Annotated in this window: 15 protein-coding genes; 12 read left to right on the plus strand and 3 right to left on the minus strand. The window is 66.1% G+C overall.

All coding sequences use genetic code 11. The features are described 5' to 3' along the window. The first annotated feature begins 4 nt into the window (after nt 1-4). The 7 genes from ABT392_RS19845 to ABT392_RS19875 are packed head-to-tail and all read left to right on the plus strand — an operon-like array spanning nt 5 to nt 7,341. Nucleotides 5-940: an SMP-30/gluconolactonase/LRE family protein gene (locus tag ABT392_RS19845; protein ID WP_395384813.1), complete on the plus strand. Its 936-nt coding sequence runs from the start codon at nt 5-7 to the stop codon at nt 938-940. A 31-nt stretch (nt 941-971) separates the two neighbouring features. Beyond that, nucleotides 972-1,955 carry an arabinose ABC transporter substrate-binding protein gene (locus ABT392_RS19850; protein ID WP_334277980.1) on the plus strand — a complete coding sequence of 328 codons (984 nt, stop codon included), beginning with the start codon at nt 972-974 and terminating at the stop codon, nt 1,953-1,955. Then, nucleotides 1,955-3,466 (plus strand): L-arabinose ABC transporter ATP-binding protein AraG, encoded by a 1,512-nt coding sequence (gene araG / locus ABT392_RS19855; protein WP_395384812.1) that lies wholly within the window; start codon nt 1,955-1,957, stop codon nt 3,464-3,466. The genes ABT392_RS19850 and araG overlap by 1 nt, the downstream gene beginning before the upstream one ends. A 6-nt stretch (nt 3,467-3,472) precedes the next feature. Continuing rightward, nucleotides 3,473-4,459, plus strand: a complete 987-nt coding sequence (araH, locus tag ABT392_RS19860; protein WP_334277883.1) for an L-arabinose ABC transporter permease AraH — start codon at nt 3,473-3,475, stop codon at nt 4,457-4,459. Further along, on the plus strand, nt 4,452-5,621 hold the full coding sequence (locus tag ABT392_RS19865) for a glycoside hydrolase family 53 protein (RefSeq protein WP_395384811.1): 1,170 nt from the start codon (nt 4,452-4,454) through the stop codon (nt 5,619-5,621). Before araH ends, ABT392_RS19865 begins: the two co-directional genes overlap by 8 nt. Beyond that, nucleotides 5,618-6,391 (plus strand): SDR family oxidoreductase, encoded by a 774-nt coding sequence (locus ABT392_RS19870; protein WP_395384810.1) that lies wholly within the window; start codon nt 5,618-5,620, stop codon nt 6,389-6,391. Before ABT392_RS19865 ends, ABT392_RS19870 begins: the two co-directional genes overlap by 4 nt. Next, complete coding sequence (locus tag ABT392_RS19875; RefSeq protein ID WP_395384809.1) at nt 6,388-7,341, plus strand: LysR substrate-binding domain-containing protein; 954 nt, start codon at nt 6,388-6,390, stop codon at nt 7,339-7,341. The genes ABT392_RS19870 and ABT392_RS19875 overlap by 4 nt, the downstream gene beginning before the upstream one ends. A gap of 399 nt (nt 7,342-7,740) precedes the next feature. On the opposite strand, the gene ABT392_RS19880 is transcribed toward ABT392_RS19875, so the two are convergent. From ABT392_RS19880 to ABT392_RS19890, 3 genes are read right to left on the minus strand one after another with little or no spacing between them, the layout of a single operon-like run. Further along, entirely contained in the window at nt 7,741-8,211 is a 471-nt protein-coding gene (locus tag ABT392_RS19880; protein WP_395384808.1) for an acyl-CoA thioesterase, read from the minus strand. A gap of 13 nt (nt 8,212-8,224) precedes the next feature. Next, nucleotides 8,225-9,277, minus strand: coding sequence for an aldose epimerase family protein (locus ABT392_RS19885; protein ID WP_395384807.1), 1,053 nt, complete (start codon nt 9,275-9,277; stop codon nt 8,225-8,227). Nucleotides 9,278-9,279: 2 nt separating this feature from the next. Beyond that, entirely contained in the window at nt 9,280-10,056 is a 777-nt protein-coding gene (locus tag ABT392_RS19890; RefSeq protein WP_395384806.1) for an SDR family NAD(P)-dependent oxidoreductase, read from the minus strand. Nucleotides 10,057-10,242: 186 nt separating this feature from the next. Between ABT392_RS19890 and ABT392_RS19895 the strand changes: the two genes are divergently transcribed. Genes ABT392_RS19895 through ABT392_RS19915 form a run of 5 tightly spaced genes read left to right on the plus strand, consistent with a single transcriptional unit; the run spans nt 10,243 to nt 14,940 of the window. Next, nucleotides 10,243-11,172, plus strand: a complete 930-nt coding sequence (locus ABT392_RS19895) for a dihydrodipicolinate synthase family protein (protein ID WP_395384805.1) — start codon at nt 10,243-10,245, stop codon at nt 11,170-11,172. Between the two features lie 11 nt (nt 11,173-11,183). Beyond that, complete coding sequence (locus ABT392_RS19900) at nt 11,184-12,104, plus strand: arabinan endo-1,5-alpha-L-arabinosidase (protein WP_395384804.1); 921 nt, start codon at nt 11,184-11,186, stop codon at nt 12,102-12,104. 33 nt (nt 12,105-12,137) lie between these two features. Continuing rightward, nucleotides 12,138-13,226, plus strand: coding sequence for an ABC transporter ATP-binding protein (locus tag ABT392_RS19905; protein ID WP_395384803.1), 1,089 nt, complete (start codon nt 12,138-12,140; stop codon nt 13,224-13,226). Further along, entirely contained in the window at nt 13,223-14,107 is an 885-nt protein-coding gene (locus ABT392_RS19910) for a carbohydrate ABC transporter permease (RefSeq protein WP_395384802.1), read from the plus strand. The genes ABT392_RS19905 and ABT392_RS19910 overlap by 4 nt, the downstream gene beginning before the upstream one ends. After that, nucleotides 14,104-14,940 (plus strand): carbohydrate ABC transporter permease, encoded by an 837-nt coding sequence (locus tag ABT392_RS19915; RefSeq protein WP_395384801.1) that lies wholly within the window; start codon nt 14,104-14,106, stop codon nt 14,938-14,940. Before ABT392_RS19910 ends, ABT392_RS19915 begins: the two co-directional genes overlap by 4 nt. Nucleotides 14,941-14,943: the final 3 nt, after the last annotated feature.

Here is a 14,943-nt window from a genome sequence, read left to right on the forward strand (position 1 = left end):
CAGCGTGCCCTCGGAACCTGTGAGCATTGACAACCTTCAGCTGGCCCATCCGCACAGCGCCACGCTGGGCGAAGGCATCCAGTGGCATGGACCCAGCCAACGCTGGTGGTGGGCCGATATCGAGTCGGGCGTCCTGAACGCCTGGTCGGGTGATACCGGCGCGGCCTTGAGCTGCCGTCTGCCAGACCGCCTGGGCTGCTTTGCCCACACCCGTTCGGGCAAGCTGATCCTCGGCCTGGCCAAGCGCCTGTGCCTGGGGCAACTGACCGACCCGCTCGCACAAGGACCGGTCAACATGGCGCTGACCCAGCTGGCGGCCGTGGACCCGGCCGAGAGCCGCACCCGTGTGAACGACGGCCGCTGCGACCGCCGCGGCTACTTCGTCTTCGGCACGATGAACGAGGCGGCCGAAAAGCGCCCCATTGGCAGCTTCTACCAATACTCGTTGAAGCACGGCCTGCGCCGCCTCGCCTTGCCTGCGGTAGCGATTGCCAACAGCATCGCGTTCAGCCTGGACGGCCGCACGATGTACTTCTGCGACACGCTCTCCCGCGTGATCCAGCAATGCGACTACGACGCCGAAGCTGCGCAGGTCAGCAACATCCGTCCCTTCGTGACCGTGACCGACAAGCACGCCTGGCCCGATGGCTCGGTGGTCGATGCCGAGGGCTGCTTGTGGAACGCGCAATGGGGCGCCGGCCAGGTCTGCCGCTACTCGCCTGATGGCGAATTGCTGCAACGCGCTGCCGGTGCCGCGCCGCACAGCAGCTGCCCGGCGCTGGGCGGCAAGCGCGGCGATGAACTGATGGTGAGCACCGCCCGGGCTGATCTGAACCGCGAAGCGCTGGCCGCCGCGCCGCAGTCCGGCAGCCTGTTCGGCCTGCGCCTGCCGCGCGCGCTGGCTGTTCCCGAAACCTTGTTTGACGACGAGCCGGTCTGAGCTCGCGACTTGTGGAGACAAAGACATGACGATCCAACGCAGAACCCTCGCTTTTTGGGCCATGGCCGCCCTGGCTTCGCTGATTGCAACGGCCCAAGCAGCCGAGCCGATCAAGATCGGCTTCCTCGTGAAGCAGGCCGAGGAACCCTGGTTCCAGGACGAATGGCGCTTCGCCGAGCAAGCCGCCAAGGAAAAGGGCTTCACGCTGGTGAAGATCGGCATTCCCAATGGCGAGAAGATGATGGCCGCCATCGACAACCTGGCCGCGCAGAAGGTGCAGGGCTTCGTCATCTGTGCACCCGATGTGAAGCTGGGTGCGGCCGTGGCGCGAGCGGCCAGGCGCCACAAGCTGAAGGTGATGTCGGTGGACGACCAGCTGGTGGACGGCGCCGGCAAGCCCATCGCCGACATCCCGCACATGGGCATCTCCGGCTACGAGATCGGCAAGCAGGTGGGCCAGGGGATGGTCGAGGAAATCAAGGCACGCGGCTGGAACCTCGCCGAGGTCGGCGCCTTGCGCATTGCTTTCGATCAACTGCCCACGGCACGCGAACGCACCCAGGGCGCGCTCGATGCCCTGAAGGCCGCCGGCCTGCCCGCCGCCAACCTGGTCGACGCACCGCAAGCCAAGACCGACACCGAGAGCGCCTTCAACGCCGCCAACATCGCCTTCACCAAGAACGCGAAGTTCAAGCGCTGGGTCGCCTTCGGCCTGAATGACGAAGCCGTGCTTGGCGCCGTGCGTGCCGCCGAAGGCCGCGGCTTGAAGCAGGACGCAATGCTGGGCATCGGCATCGGTGGCAGCCAGACGGCGCTGAACGAGTTCTCCAAGCCCACGCCCACGGCCTTCTTCGGCACGGTGCTGATCAGCCCCAAGCGCCATGGCTACGAGACCGCCCTGAACGTCTACCAGTGGGTCGCTGAGAACAAGGCACCGGCGGCTCTGACGCTGACCAACGGCATCTTGATGACCCGAAAAAATCAAGCCGAAGTCCGGAAAACCATGGGCCTGTAATGACCGCAGTCCTGCAGTTCGAGAACGTCACCAAGACCTTCCCCGGCGTCAAGGCGCTGAACGGGGTGAGCTTCGAGGCGCACGCCGGCCAGGTGCATGGCCTGCTGGGCGAAAACGGCGCGGGCAAGAGCACGCTCCTGAAGATCCTGGGTGGCCAGTACCGCCCGGACGGCGGCCGCCTGCTCCTGAACGGCAAGCCCTGCGACTTCCATTCGGCGGGCGACGCGATTGCTGCCGGCGTCGCGGTGATCCATCAGGAACTGCAGTACGTGGCCGAGCTGACGGTGGCCGAGAACGTGCTGCTGGGCCGCCTGCCCACGCGCTTCGGCTTTGTGGACCATTCGGCCGCGCGCCAGCTGGTGGCCGAGAAGCTGGCCAGCATCGGTGTCGATCTGGACCCGGCCGCCAGGCTTTCCGACTTGTCGATCGCGCAGCGCCAGATGGTTGAGATCTGCAAGGCCGTGATGCAGGAGGCGCAGGTCATCGCCTTCGACGAGCCGACCAGCAGCCTGTCGCACCGCGAGAGCGAGATCCTGTTCCGCCTGGTGCATTCGCTGCGCGCCGAGGGCCGCACGCTGATCTACATCTCGCACCGGCTCGAAGAGCTGTACGCGCTCTGCGACCGCTGCACCATCTTCCGCGACGGCCGCAAGGTGGCCACGCATCCGGTGATGGCCGAGGTCAGCCGCGAGCGCCTGATCGCCGACATGGTGGGCCGCGAGCTGCAGGACATCTACGACTACCGTGAGCGCCCCGCCAAGGAGGAGCGCCTGCAGGTGAAGGGTCTGCGCAGCAAGGCGCTGCCTGGTGGGGCATCGGGCTTGTCGTTCAGCGTGCGTGGCGGCGAAGTGCTGGGTTTCTTCGGCCTGGTCGGCGCCGGCCGCAGCGAGCTGATGCGCCTGCTCTACGGCGCCGACAAGCGCACCGGGGGTCAGGTGGTGCTCGACGGCAAGCCGGTTGACGCGAGCGGCCCGGCAGCCGCCATTGCCGCCGGCATCGTCCTGTGCCCGGAAGACCGCAAGGAGCAGGGCATCCTGGCGCAGAGCTCGGTGGCCGAGAACATCAACATCAGCTGCCGGCGCCACGGCCTCCTGGGCGGCATCTTCCTGCGCCACCGCCGCGAGGCCGAGCTGGCTGATGCCTTCATCAGGCGCCTGCGCATCAAGACACCGAACCGCGAGCAGGAGATCCGCCTGCTCTCCGGCGGCAACCAGCAGAAGGTGATCCTGGCGCGCTGGCTGGCCGAGCCGGGGCTCAAGGTCTTGATCCTGGACGAACCCACGCGCGGCATCGACGTCGGCGCCAAGAACGAGATCTACGGCCTGATCCACGAGGTGGCGGCCAGCGGCTGCTGCGTGATCGTGATCTCGAGCGAGCTGCCCGAGGTGCTGGGCATCTCGGACCGGCTGATCGTCATGCGCGAGGGCCGCATCAGCGGCGAGCTGAGCCGCGCAGAAGCCAATGAAACCGCCGCGCTTGCGCTGGCGCTGCCCGATGAAGTGAGCGCCTGACCCCCCATGAACACCGCAACGACAACCTCACCGGCCTCCGCCATGACCACGAACCGAACGCGAGCCCTCCTGAAAGAGCACAGCATGACGCTGGGCTACGGCCTGCTCTTCATCGTCCTCGCCGTGACGGTGGAGAACTTCTTCTCGGCCGCCAATATCGTCGGCCTGATGCTTTCTGTGGCGCAGATCGGCATGGTGGCCTGCACCATGATGCTGTGCCTGGCCTCGCGTGATTTCGACTTGTCGGTCGGCTCCACCATCGCCTTTGCCGGCGTGCTGGGTGCCATCATTCTTGAACGCACCGGCAGTACCGGCCTGGCCATAGCCGGCGGCCTCGCGGCAGGCGCCCTGATTGGCGCTGGCAACGGCGTCCTGATCGCCTACCTGCGTGTCAACGCGCTGATCGCCACGCTGGCCACCATGCTGATGGTGCGCGGCCTCGCCTTCATCGTCTCCCAGGGCCAGGCGGTTGGCATTGCCGACGAAGGCTTCATCAGTTTCGGCGACACGCTGGTCTTCGGCCTGCCGCTGCCGGTGTGGCTCACGGCCGCCTGCTTCCTGGTGTTTGGCGTGCTGCTCAATCACACGGTGTTCGGTCGCAACACGCTGGCCATCGGCGGCAACCCCGAGGCCGCGCGCCTGGCCGGTGTGCGTGTGGAGCGGCTGCGGGTCTGGATCTTCCTGCTGCAAGGCCTGGTCACGGCGATGGCCGGTCTAGTGCTGTCTTCGCGCATCACCAGCGGCCAGCCCAATGCGGCCACCGGCTTCGAGCTGGACGTGATCTCGGCCTGCGTGCTGGGCGGCGTTTCGCTGCAGGGCGGACGGGCGCGCATCTTCGGCGTGGTGATCGGCGTGCTCATCATGGGCACGGTCGAGAACGTGATGAACCTGATGAACGTGGATGCGTTCTACCAGTACCTCATGCGCGGCATCATCCTCTTGGCTGCGGTGCTGCTCGACCAGTTGAAAACCCGAGGCGAGCGTCATGCTTAGGCAAGCCCTCGTGCTGCTGCTGGCCGCGGCGCTCGGCACGGCGCAGGCACAGCAGTTCCTCGCTGGTGGCGACTTCTCAGTGTTGAGCTGGATGGAGCGCGCCGGTGCGCGCTACAGCGACCGCCAGGGCAAGCCCGGCGACGCGCTGGAGATCCTCAAGCGCTACGGCCACAACATTGCCCGCATCCGCCTCTACGACAACACCGGCCCAGGCACCGGCACTGACGGCTGGTATTGGCCCAAGGGCTCGATGGACCTGCCCGATGTGCTGGCGCTCTCCAGGCGCGCTGCGGCGCAGGGGATGCAGATCCAGTTGACCTTTCACTACAGCGACTTCTGGACCAACTCCAAGACCCAGGACCTGCCGCATGCCTGGCAGCGTGAGCTCAAGAAGCAGCCTGACGAAGCGGCTCGAATGGCGAGACTGACCGAGCTGGTCCATCAGCGCACCCGCGAGGTGATGCAGGCCATGGTGAAGCAGGGCACGCCGCCGCAATTCGTCTCGCTGGGCAACGAGATCGAGCACGGCATGCTCTACCCGTATGGCAAGGCCACGCCGGAGAACTGGCCGCGCCTGGCTGCGCTTCTGAAGGCCGGCCATGCCGCAGTGAAGGAAGTGAATCCTTCAAGCAAGGTCGTCCTGCACATCGACGATGGTGGCAACGAGGCCAAGTACATCGACTGGTTTGGCCAGGCGCGCACGAACGGCGTGCAGTGGGATGTGATCGGCGCTTCCTACTATCCCTTCTGGACCAGGAAGAACGTCGCGCAGCTGGCGGCCTTCAGCAAGGCCATCACCGAACGCTTTGACAGCGACCTCCTGGTGATGGAAGCCGGCTTCAATTTCTCTCCGACCAAGCCCGACGGCTGGCCCGGCCAGCTGGAGCACAACGGCCCGTATCCGGCGTCGATGAGCAGCCCCGAAGGCCAACGCGATTTCATGGTCGAGCTCTTTACCGCGCTGAAGAGGACGCCGCGCGTGATCGGCGTCCTCTACTGGGACCCGATCATGATCGCCACGCCCGGTGTCGGCTGGGCGGTGCGCGAAGGCACGGGCGATGCAGGCCCCAACGTGGTGAGCAACACCACGCTGTTCGACTTCAAGGGCCGGGCACTGCCCGTGCTCGACATCTGGAAGCAATTCACCGGGACGACGCAATGAGCGGATCGACAAGACTCCATGGAAAGGTCGCGCTGGTGACCGGTTCGACGTCGGGAATAGGCCGCGCCATCGTGCGTCGATTCCTGGCCGAGGGCGCGCAGGTGGTCTTCAACAACTTCCGCGACGACGACACCGCGGCTTCAGCACGCGCCGAGTTCGGTGATGCCAACGCGCTCTTCGTCGAGGCCGACGTGGCTGACGCCGCGGCCGTGCAATCGATGGTCGCTCGCGGCATCGAGCGCTTCGGCCGCATCGACGTGCTGGTCAACAATGCCGGTGTCGATGTCTTCAGCGATCCCTTGAAGATGAGCAGCGAGCAATGGCAGCGCTGCTTCTCCATCGACCTCGAAGGCGTGTGGAACAACTGCCGCGCCGTGTTGCCCGGCATGCTGGAGCGTGGGGCTGGCAGCATCGTCAACATCGCCTCGGTGCATGGCCACAAGATCATTCCGGGCGCTTTTCCCTACCCGGTGGCCAAGCATGCGCTGATTGGCCTGACGCGATCGCTGGGCATCGAATATGCAGCCCGCGGCATCCGCGTGAACTCGATCTCGCCAGGGCTGATCATGAGCGAACGAGTCCAGGTATGGCTCGACTCGCTGCCCGCTGAACAACGCCAGCGCCAGATCGACATCCTGCCCTGCAAGCGCGTCGGCGAGCCCGATGAAGTTGCCTACACTGCGCTGTTCCTGGCCAGTGATGAGGCGCGCTTCATCAACGCCACTGACATCCTGATCGATGGTGGACGCTCTCAGCTCTATCACGAATGAAAGACCCCCGCGCCAACCGCTTTGTCCGCTCGCACCTGAAGACCCGTCATCTGGTGCTGCTGGTCGAGCTCGGCCGGCATCGCTCCATCCTGCATGCGGCGCAGGCCGCCAATCTCACGCAGCCGGCGGCTTCCAAGTTGCTAGGGGAGCTGGAGCATGCGCTGGGCGTGCCGCTGTTCGAGCGCCTGCCGCGCGGCGTGCAGCCCACGCGCTATGGCGACGTGATGATCCGGCGCGCCGGCGCCGCGCTGGCCGAGATGGACGCCGCGCATCAGGAGGTGATGGAGCTGCTCTCGGGCCTGTCAGGCCGGGTGGCCGTGGGCAGCGTGATGACGCCGTCCAGCGGCCTCGTGCCCGAGGCGGTGCAGCAGCTGAAGGCCAGCCACAGCAAGGTACAGGTGGCGATCACCGTGGACACCAGCAAGATCCTGATCCAGCGCCTGCGCGAGGGGCAGCTGGACCTGGTGATCGGCCGCATCCTCGACAGCGAGTCGGCCGCCGAGCTCAACTTCGAGCCCTTGACCGACGAGCCGCACAGCCTCGTCGTGCGCGCCGGCCATCCGCTCCTGCAGCGCGAAGGTCTGACGCTGCAAGACCTGGCCCGCGAAGGCTGGATCCTGCCACCGCCCGGCAGCATCCTGCGCGACCGCATCACCGCGCTCTTCCTCTCGCAGGGCCTGGACCAGCCTCAGGAAACGGTAGAGACGATCTCGCTGCCGGTGATCAGCAAGCTCCTGACCGGCACCGACATGCTGGCGCCGCTGCCCGAGGAGATGGTGCAGTCCTATGTCGACACCGGCCTGCTGGCGGTGCTGCCCTTCGAGCTGGGCCTGCGCATGGACGCCTACGGCATCGTGACGCGCAAGCAGCACCAGCTGTCACCGGGCGCCGAGGCGCTTTTGCAGACGCTGCGTGAAGTGGCTTGGCAGCGCTACGGGCGCCGGAGATAGAGACAGAGGGGTGGCCGGCGGGAGTCGGCACGTTGCGGACTCTTGCCTTCTTCCTCGAAGGTACGTCGAAGATCAGGCCGCCAGCGGGCACCCCTCCGCTCCTGTCCCCCGTCACCGGCCTGCGGCCGGCGCCTCCTCCTTTACCTCGCTGCGGGGCACCCACTGCCGTCCTGCTCCGCACCACCGTGGCCTGCGCCGGGTGGCAGGCGCAGGTTCGGCCGAGGGCGTCGGGTGAGGGTTTGGGCGAGGTAAAGGAGGAGGATCGGGCGAAGCCCGGTCCGGGGGACAGGAGCACAAGCCCTCACCCGATGGCCTCGGCAGCGCGAAAGAAGGAAACAGCGTGTGGCTGCTATGTGCCGCAAGCCGCCTCCCGCATCAATCAGCCGTGGCGTGTCCAGATCAGCCCTCTGCGGCACGCGGCTCCAGTGATGCTCGCGCCTGCTTGCGCGCCACCGCCGCCTCAAACCGCCGCCGCTCATCCTTGGTGAACGGCCGCAGCGGCGGCACGGCCACCGGCCTGTTCTGATCGTCCACCGCCACCATCGTGAAGTAGCAGCTGTTCACATGCCGCGACTCCTGGGTGCGGATGTTCTCGGCCACCACCTTGATGCCCACTTCCATCGACGAAGTACCGGTGTGGTTGATGCTGGCGAGAAAGCTCACCAGCTCGCCCACATGCACCGGCTGACGAAAAATCACGCGGTCCACCGACAGGGTCACCACATATCGGCCGGCGTAGCGGCTCGCGCAGGCATAGGCCACCTGGTCGAGCAGCTTGAGAATGTTGCCGCCATGCACGTTGCCGGCGAAGTTGGCGGTGTCGGGCGTCATCAGCACCGTCATCGTCAGTTGATGGGCGGGCAGGTCCATGAGGCGCTCTCCTTCAGGTGAAGCGGTGCACCGTGCTGCTGCGGTAGGTCTCACCCGGGCGCAATACCGTCGAGGGCCAATCTTCGCTTGCTGAATGATTCGGTGAATCGGGGCTGTGCTGGGTCTCCAGGCACAGGCCGTCGCCCTGGCGATAGAACTCGCCGCCGCAGCCGCGCAGCGTGCCATCGAGGAAGTTGCCGGAGTAGAACTGGAGGGCCGGCTCGGTGGTGAGCACCTCCATGCGGCGCCCGGAGGCCGGGTCTTCCAGCGTTGCCGCGAGGCGCAGGCTGCCGTCCACGGGCGCGTCGAGCAGCCAGTTGTGGTCGTAGCCGCGGCCGTGCTGCAACTGCGGGTGCGGCTCGCGGATGCGGGCGACGATGGCCGTGGGCTGGCGGAAGTCGAAAGGCGTGCCTTCAACGGGCGCGTGGCGAAGCGGGATCAGCTGCGGGTCCACCTCGCTGTAGCGCGAAGCGGGCAGGGTGAGGCGGTGCCGCATCACGGAGCCATGGCCGGCGAGGTTGAAGTAGTCGTGGTGGGTCAGGTTGACGACGGTGGGGGCATCGCACGTCGCCTCGTAGTCGATGCGCCAGCTGCGCTCATCGTGGCCAAGGCTGTAGCGTACGTGCGCCTGCAGCCGCCCGGGGAAGCCTTGATCGCCGTCCGCGCTGTCAAGGCTGAAGACGAGGCTCTCGCCATCGATCTCGGCCCCCCAGAAGCGGCCGCCAAAGCCCGGCTTGCCGCCGTGCAGGCAGTTCATGCCGTCGTTCTGCGCGAGTTGATGCCGCTTGCCGTCCAGCTCGAAACGCCCGCCCGCGATGCGATTGCCGTAGCGCCCGATGATCGCGCCGAAGTGCGGATTGCGCTGCGCATAGTCATCGAGATTGTCAAAGCCCAGCACCACGTTGGCGCTGGCGCCGTGGGCGTCTGGCACCCACAGCCCGGTGACGATGCCGCCCAGGTTGATGGCTGTGAGGGTCAGGCCTTGCGCGCTCACCAGCCGGTACTCCCGGACCACCTGACCATCGGCCAGGGTCCCGTAGTCGCGCTGCGTGATCGTCGTGCCCACGTTCAGACCCAGCCGCCGTCGACGATGAAGTCCTGCGCGGTGCACAGGGCGCTGTCGTCCGCGGCGAGGAACAGGGCCATGGCGGCGATGTGCTCGGCCAGCAGGGGCTTGTTGATGCACTGGCCCTTGGCAATCTCTTCTCGGGCCTTGTCATCCACCCAGAGCTTGATCTGCTTGTCGGTCATCACCCAGCCCGGCACCAGCGTGTTGACGCGGATGCCATGCGGCCCGAAGTCGCGCGCCAGGCTGCGCGTGAGGCCTTGCACGGCGGACTTGCTCGTCGTGTAGGCCGGCATGCCGCCCTGCTTGAGCATCCAGCTGATCGAGCCGAAGTTGATGATGGAGCCGGCACCCAGCGTCTTCATGTCGGGCAGCACCGCCTGCGCGGCGAAGAACTGGTGCTTCAGGTTGACGGCGATGCCGGCATCCCAGGACTCGGGCGTGGTCTCTTCAACCTTGTGGCGCTTGTCGTTGGCGGCATTGTTGAGCAGCACGCTGATGGGCCCGATGCGGCCGCGCAAGGTGGCGATGGCTTCGCGCAGCGCGGCGATGTCGGTCAGGTTGGCGGCCACGAACTGCGGCGCGTGCGTGCTTCCATTCGCTGCGCCTTTGAGCTTCTCGGCCAGCGCCGTGCCGTCCGCGACGGCCAGGTCGATGAAGCCCACCTTGGCGCCTTGCGCCACGAAGGACTCGACCAGCGTGGCGCCGATGCCGGTGGCGCCGCCGGTGATCAGGACGGCCCGGTCTTTCAGGCTGGGATAGGACGCGGACAGGCTCATTTCAATGTCTCCGGGAAGGTCTGGCGCGAGCCTGGACAGCCCGTCGATGCGGAATTATTAGTCATACTATTTAAAATGAAAAGCCGCGAATCAACGGGTTAACCCGCATGACAAGCATTTAATAGTCATACTTTAATGGCGTCAAAAGCGATCAACCCATTCCCACCGAGACAAGGGATCTGCATCATGAGCCAGCTGGCCACTCGCCCGTACAAGGGCGTCTTCCCGGTCGTGCCGACCATTTTTGACGAGGCCGGCGCGCTCGACTTGGCCGGCCAGCTGCGCTGCATCGATTTCATGATCGACGCCGGCTCCACGGGCCTGTGCATCCTCGCCAATTTCTCCGAGCAGTTCGTGCTCTCGGACGCCGAACGGGAAACGCTGACCCGCGCCATCCTCGGCCATGTGGCGGGACGCGTGCCGGTGATCGTGACCACCACGCACTACAGCACCCAGATCTGCATAGCCCGCAGCCGTCAGGCGCAGGAGCTCGGCGCCGCCATGGTGATGGTGATGCCGCCGTATCACGGCGCCACCTTCCGCGTGGCCGAGCTCCAGATCGAGGCCTTCTACCAGCGCCTGTCGGACGCGATCCGCATCCCCATCATGATCCAGGACGCGCCGGTGGCCGGCACGCCGTTGTCGGTCGCATTGCTCGCCCGCATGGCGCAGAACATCGAGCAGGTGAAGTACTTCAAGCTGGAGATGCCGCAGGCGGCCAGCAAGATGCGTGAGCTGATCCGCGTCGGCGGTGCGGCCATTGAAGGTCCCTGGGATGGCGAGGAAGCGATCACGCTCCTGGCCGATCTCGATGCCGGTGCCACCGGCGCGATGACGGGCGGCGCCTACCCGGACGGTATCCGCCAGATCGTCGATGCATATCACGCCGGCAATCGCGAAGAGGCCGTGGTGCAGTACGCGCGCTGGCTGCCGCTGATCAACTATGAAAACCGCCAGGGCGGCATCCTCACGGCCAAGGCGCTGATGAAGGCCGGCGGCGTGATCCGAAGCGATGCGCCGCGCCATCCGTTCCCGGAGATGCTGCCCGAGGTGCGCGCCGGCCTGCTCGATGCGGCCAGGCGTCTGGACCCGCTGGTCCTGCGCTGGGGCCGTTGAGGCTTGTCGCCATGAAGGCGCACTTCGCTGCTGCCGCGCTGCTCATCGGCGCATCGCTGGCCCACGCCGCCGAACTCTCGGGCGACACGCGCGCGCACGACCCCACGCTCTTGATCGGCGAGGGCGGCGTCCAGCATGTGTTCACCACCGGCGCAGGTCTGCAGCGCCTGAAGTCTGTTGACGCAGGCAAGACCTGGCACCGCGAGGCGCCGGTCTTCACCGAAGCCAACAAGCCCGGCTGGTGGACGCAAGCCGTGCCGGCTCACAAGGGTCTGGATGTCTGGGCGCCGAAGCTCTTCAAGCATGCAGGCAAGGTCTGGGTGCTGTATTCGATCTCGACCTTCGGCAAGAACACCTCGGCGATTGGCCTGGCCAGCGCCGCGAGCCCGGAGTCTGCGGATTGGAAGGACGAAGGCATGGTCGTCGCCAGCCAGCCCAGCGACAACTTCAATGCCATCGACCCCGATCTCTTCATCGATGGCGGCAAGCTCTGGCTCAGTTACGGCTCCTTCTGGGGCGGCATCCGCCTGACCGAGCTCGATGCAGAGACGCTGCGGCCCATCGGCGAGACGCGCTTCATCGCGCGCCGCAAGGGTGGCATCGAGGCGCCGACCCTCATCAAGCACGGCGACTGGTACTACCTCTTCATCTCGCATGACCTCTGCTGCCGCGGCGCCGAGAGCACATACAACATCCGCGTCGGACGGGCCAGGAGCGTATGGGGCCCCTACCTAGACAAGGACGGCGTCGACCTGATGGAGCGCGGCGGCACGCTGATCGAGGAGGGCGGGCCGCGCTGGAAGGGGCCGGGCCATCAGGACGTCGTCGGCGACACGCTGGTGCGCCATGCCTATGACGCGGAAGATGGCGGCAAGCCGCATCTGCGCATCGGCCCCTTGCGCTGGACGCCGGACGGCTGGCCCTCGCTCTGAACCAAGAACGACAAGAGAAGACTGGAGACATCAGTGGCTGGCTTGAAGCTCGAGCAGGTAAGCAAGCGCTATGGCGCGGTGCAGGTGATCAACCAGCTTTCGCTGGACGTGGCGGAAGGCGAGTTCCTGGTGTTCCTCGGTCCCTCGGGCTGCGGCAAGACGAGCCTCCTGCGCATGGTGGCGGGCCTCGAAGAAGTGAGCGGCGGCCGCATCCTCATAGGCGGCAAGGACGTGACGCAAGCCGCGCCGGGCCAGCGCAACCTGGCCATGGTCTTCCAGCACTACGCGCTCTATCCGCACATGACGGTGCGCGAGAACCTGGCCTTCGGCCTCAAGAACATCAATGTGGCCGCTGATGAGATCGCGCGCCGCATCACCGAGTCCAGTCGCATGCTGGAGCTCGACAAGCTGCTGGACCGCAAGCCCGGCCAGCTCAGCGGCGGCCAGCGCCAGCGCGTGGCGATTGGCCGCGCCGTGGTCAAGGAGCCGGGCATCTTCCTGTTCGACGAGCCGCTCTCCAACCTCGACGCCGCGCTGCGAGGCCGCACCCGACTGGAGCTGGCGCAACTGCATCGGCGCCTGGGCGCGACGATGATCTTCGTGACCCACGACCAGATCGAGGCGATGACGCTGGCCACGCGCATCGTCGTGATGAACGGCGGCGTGATCGAGCAGGTCGCCTCGCCGGCCGAGGTCTACCGCCGGCCGGCCACGCGATTTGTGGCCAGCTTCATCGGCACGCCGGGCATGAGCTTTGTGCCGGTGCGGCGCCTGCAAGATCAAAGCGGCCGCGTGGCGGTTCTGCTGCCCGGTGGCGCATCACTCACGACGCAGGTCAGCGCGGCAGCATCGCAAGGCCATGAGCTGAGCCTGGGCCTGCGCCCCGAGAACCTGCGGCCCAGCGATGAGGCGGCGCTGCGCGGCCAGGTCGAAATGGTCGAGTTCCTCGGCGAGCGCACGCTGGCGCATCTGAAGCTGGTTGACGGCAATGCGCTGACGATCACGATCACCGGCAAGGCGCCGCTGATTGGCGACAGCATCGGTGTCGAGATCGATCTGAACGAGGCGCATCTGTTTGACGCCGAGGGCAGGGCGCATCACGCGCAGGAGTCGCTCGCATGAGTGCGGTAGGCCTCAGGGCCTCGCGGCCGGCGTACGCGCTCTTCGTCCTGCCCTTCGTGGCGGTCTACGCCTTGCTGCTGCTGTGGCCGCTGGCCAATGGCTTCTGGATCAGCCTGCACGACCACGACCTCCTGTCCAACGACAGCTTCTGGCTGGGCCTGGACAACTACCGCCAGCTGATGGAGGACGAGGTCTTCGCCCAGGTGGTGTGGAACACCGTGCGCTTCGTCGCCATCAGCACGCCGATCTTCGTCGTGCTCTCGCTTGCTCTGGCGCTGGCCTTGAACCGTCCCGGCAAGCTCGGCACGCTTTTGCGAGCAACCTTCTTCTGCGCTTCGGTGTTCTCGGTCACCCTGGTCACGCTGGTGTGGAAGCTGGCGCTGATGCCCGATCGTGGCCTGATCGCTCAACTGCTTGCTGCGCTGGGTCTGCCCGAGATCCCCTTGCTGACCAGCGATGCGCTCGCCTTGCTGACCGTGGCCCTGGTCACCGTCTGGTGGATCATCGGCCTGCCGATGATCCTGTTCCTCTCGGCCTTGCAGCAGATTCCTTCGGACATCTACGAGGCCGCCGCGCTGGACAACACCAGCCGCTGGCGCACGCTGACCCGCATCACCCTGCCCAGCCTCAAGCGCACCATCGTGCTGGTGGCTCTGATCGAGATGATCCGGCAGTTCCAGGTCTTCCCGCAGATCATGCTGATGACCAATGGCGGGCCCAACAACACGACCCGGCCCATCGTCCAGTTCATCTACGAGCAGGCCTTCATGCAGCTGTCGCTGGGCTACGCGGCGGCGGCTTCGCAGGTGCTCCTGGCCATCATGCTGATCGGCGTGTCGGCCCAGCTGTGGCTGGAGCGTGATAGCAAGGTGCAGCGATGAACACGATGCTCCGACGCGGCTGGTTCGACCGCATCCTGATGGCAGGCCTGTGCCTCCTGGCCCTCGCCTGGATGGGACCGCTGCTTTGGGTGCTGGCCCTGTCCTTCAAGCCCAACGAGTTCCTGCTCACCCACACCGACGTGTTCCTGGCCCCGCCATATACGCTGGCCAACTACCTGGACATCCTGCAGACCTCGTCGGTCTTCCGCTGGTTGGGCAATAGCGCGCTGGTGGCGCTGCTGCAGACGCTGGGCGTGCTGGTGCTCTCATCGCTCGCCGGCTATGGCTTCGCGCGTTGCGAGTTCCCTGGCCGCAAGCTCCTGTTTGCGGTGGTGATGTTCGGGCTGGCCGTGCCGGCGCAGTCCACCTTCATTCCCTTGCATCACCTGTTCTCGGACTGGAACCTGCAGAACACGCATGCGGGCCTGATCCTGCCGGGCCTCGCCGCGCCCTTCGGTGTCTACCTGATGACGCAGTACTTCAAGGCCATCCCGATGGATCTTGAAGAGGCTGCAATGCTGGACAACGCCTCGCGCCTGAAGACCTTTTTGATGGTCATCCTGCCCTTGAGCCTGCCGGCGCAAGCGACGCTGGGCATCTTCACCTTCCTCGGTTGCTGGAACGACTACCTCTGGCCGCTGGTGATCGCCACCAAGCCCGAGATGTACACGCTGACCCGCGGCCTCGCTTCGACGCAGACAAATTTCGCGCAATCCGAGGGCCTCGGTTTCCTGATGGCGCAGGCGGTGTTTGCCGGCCTGCCGGTGCTGATGCTCTATCTGTTCTTCCAGAAGCACCTGATCACCGCGGTGGCCGGCACCGGGCGGCAATGATGA

Source organism: Paucibacter sp. JuS9, from assembly GCF_044043925.2.
In the GTDB taxonomy this organism is placed as follows: domain Bacteria; phylum Pseudomonadota; class Gammaproteobacteria; order Burkholderiales; family Burkholderiaceae_C; genus JAUASW01.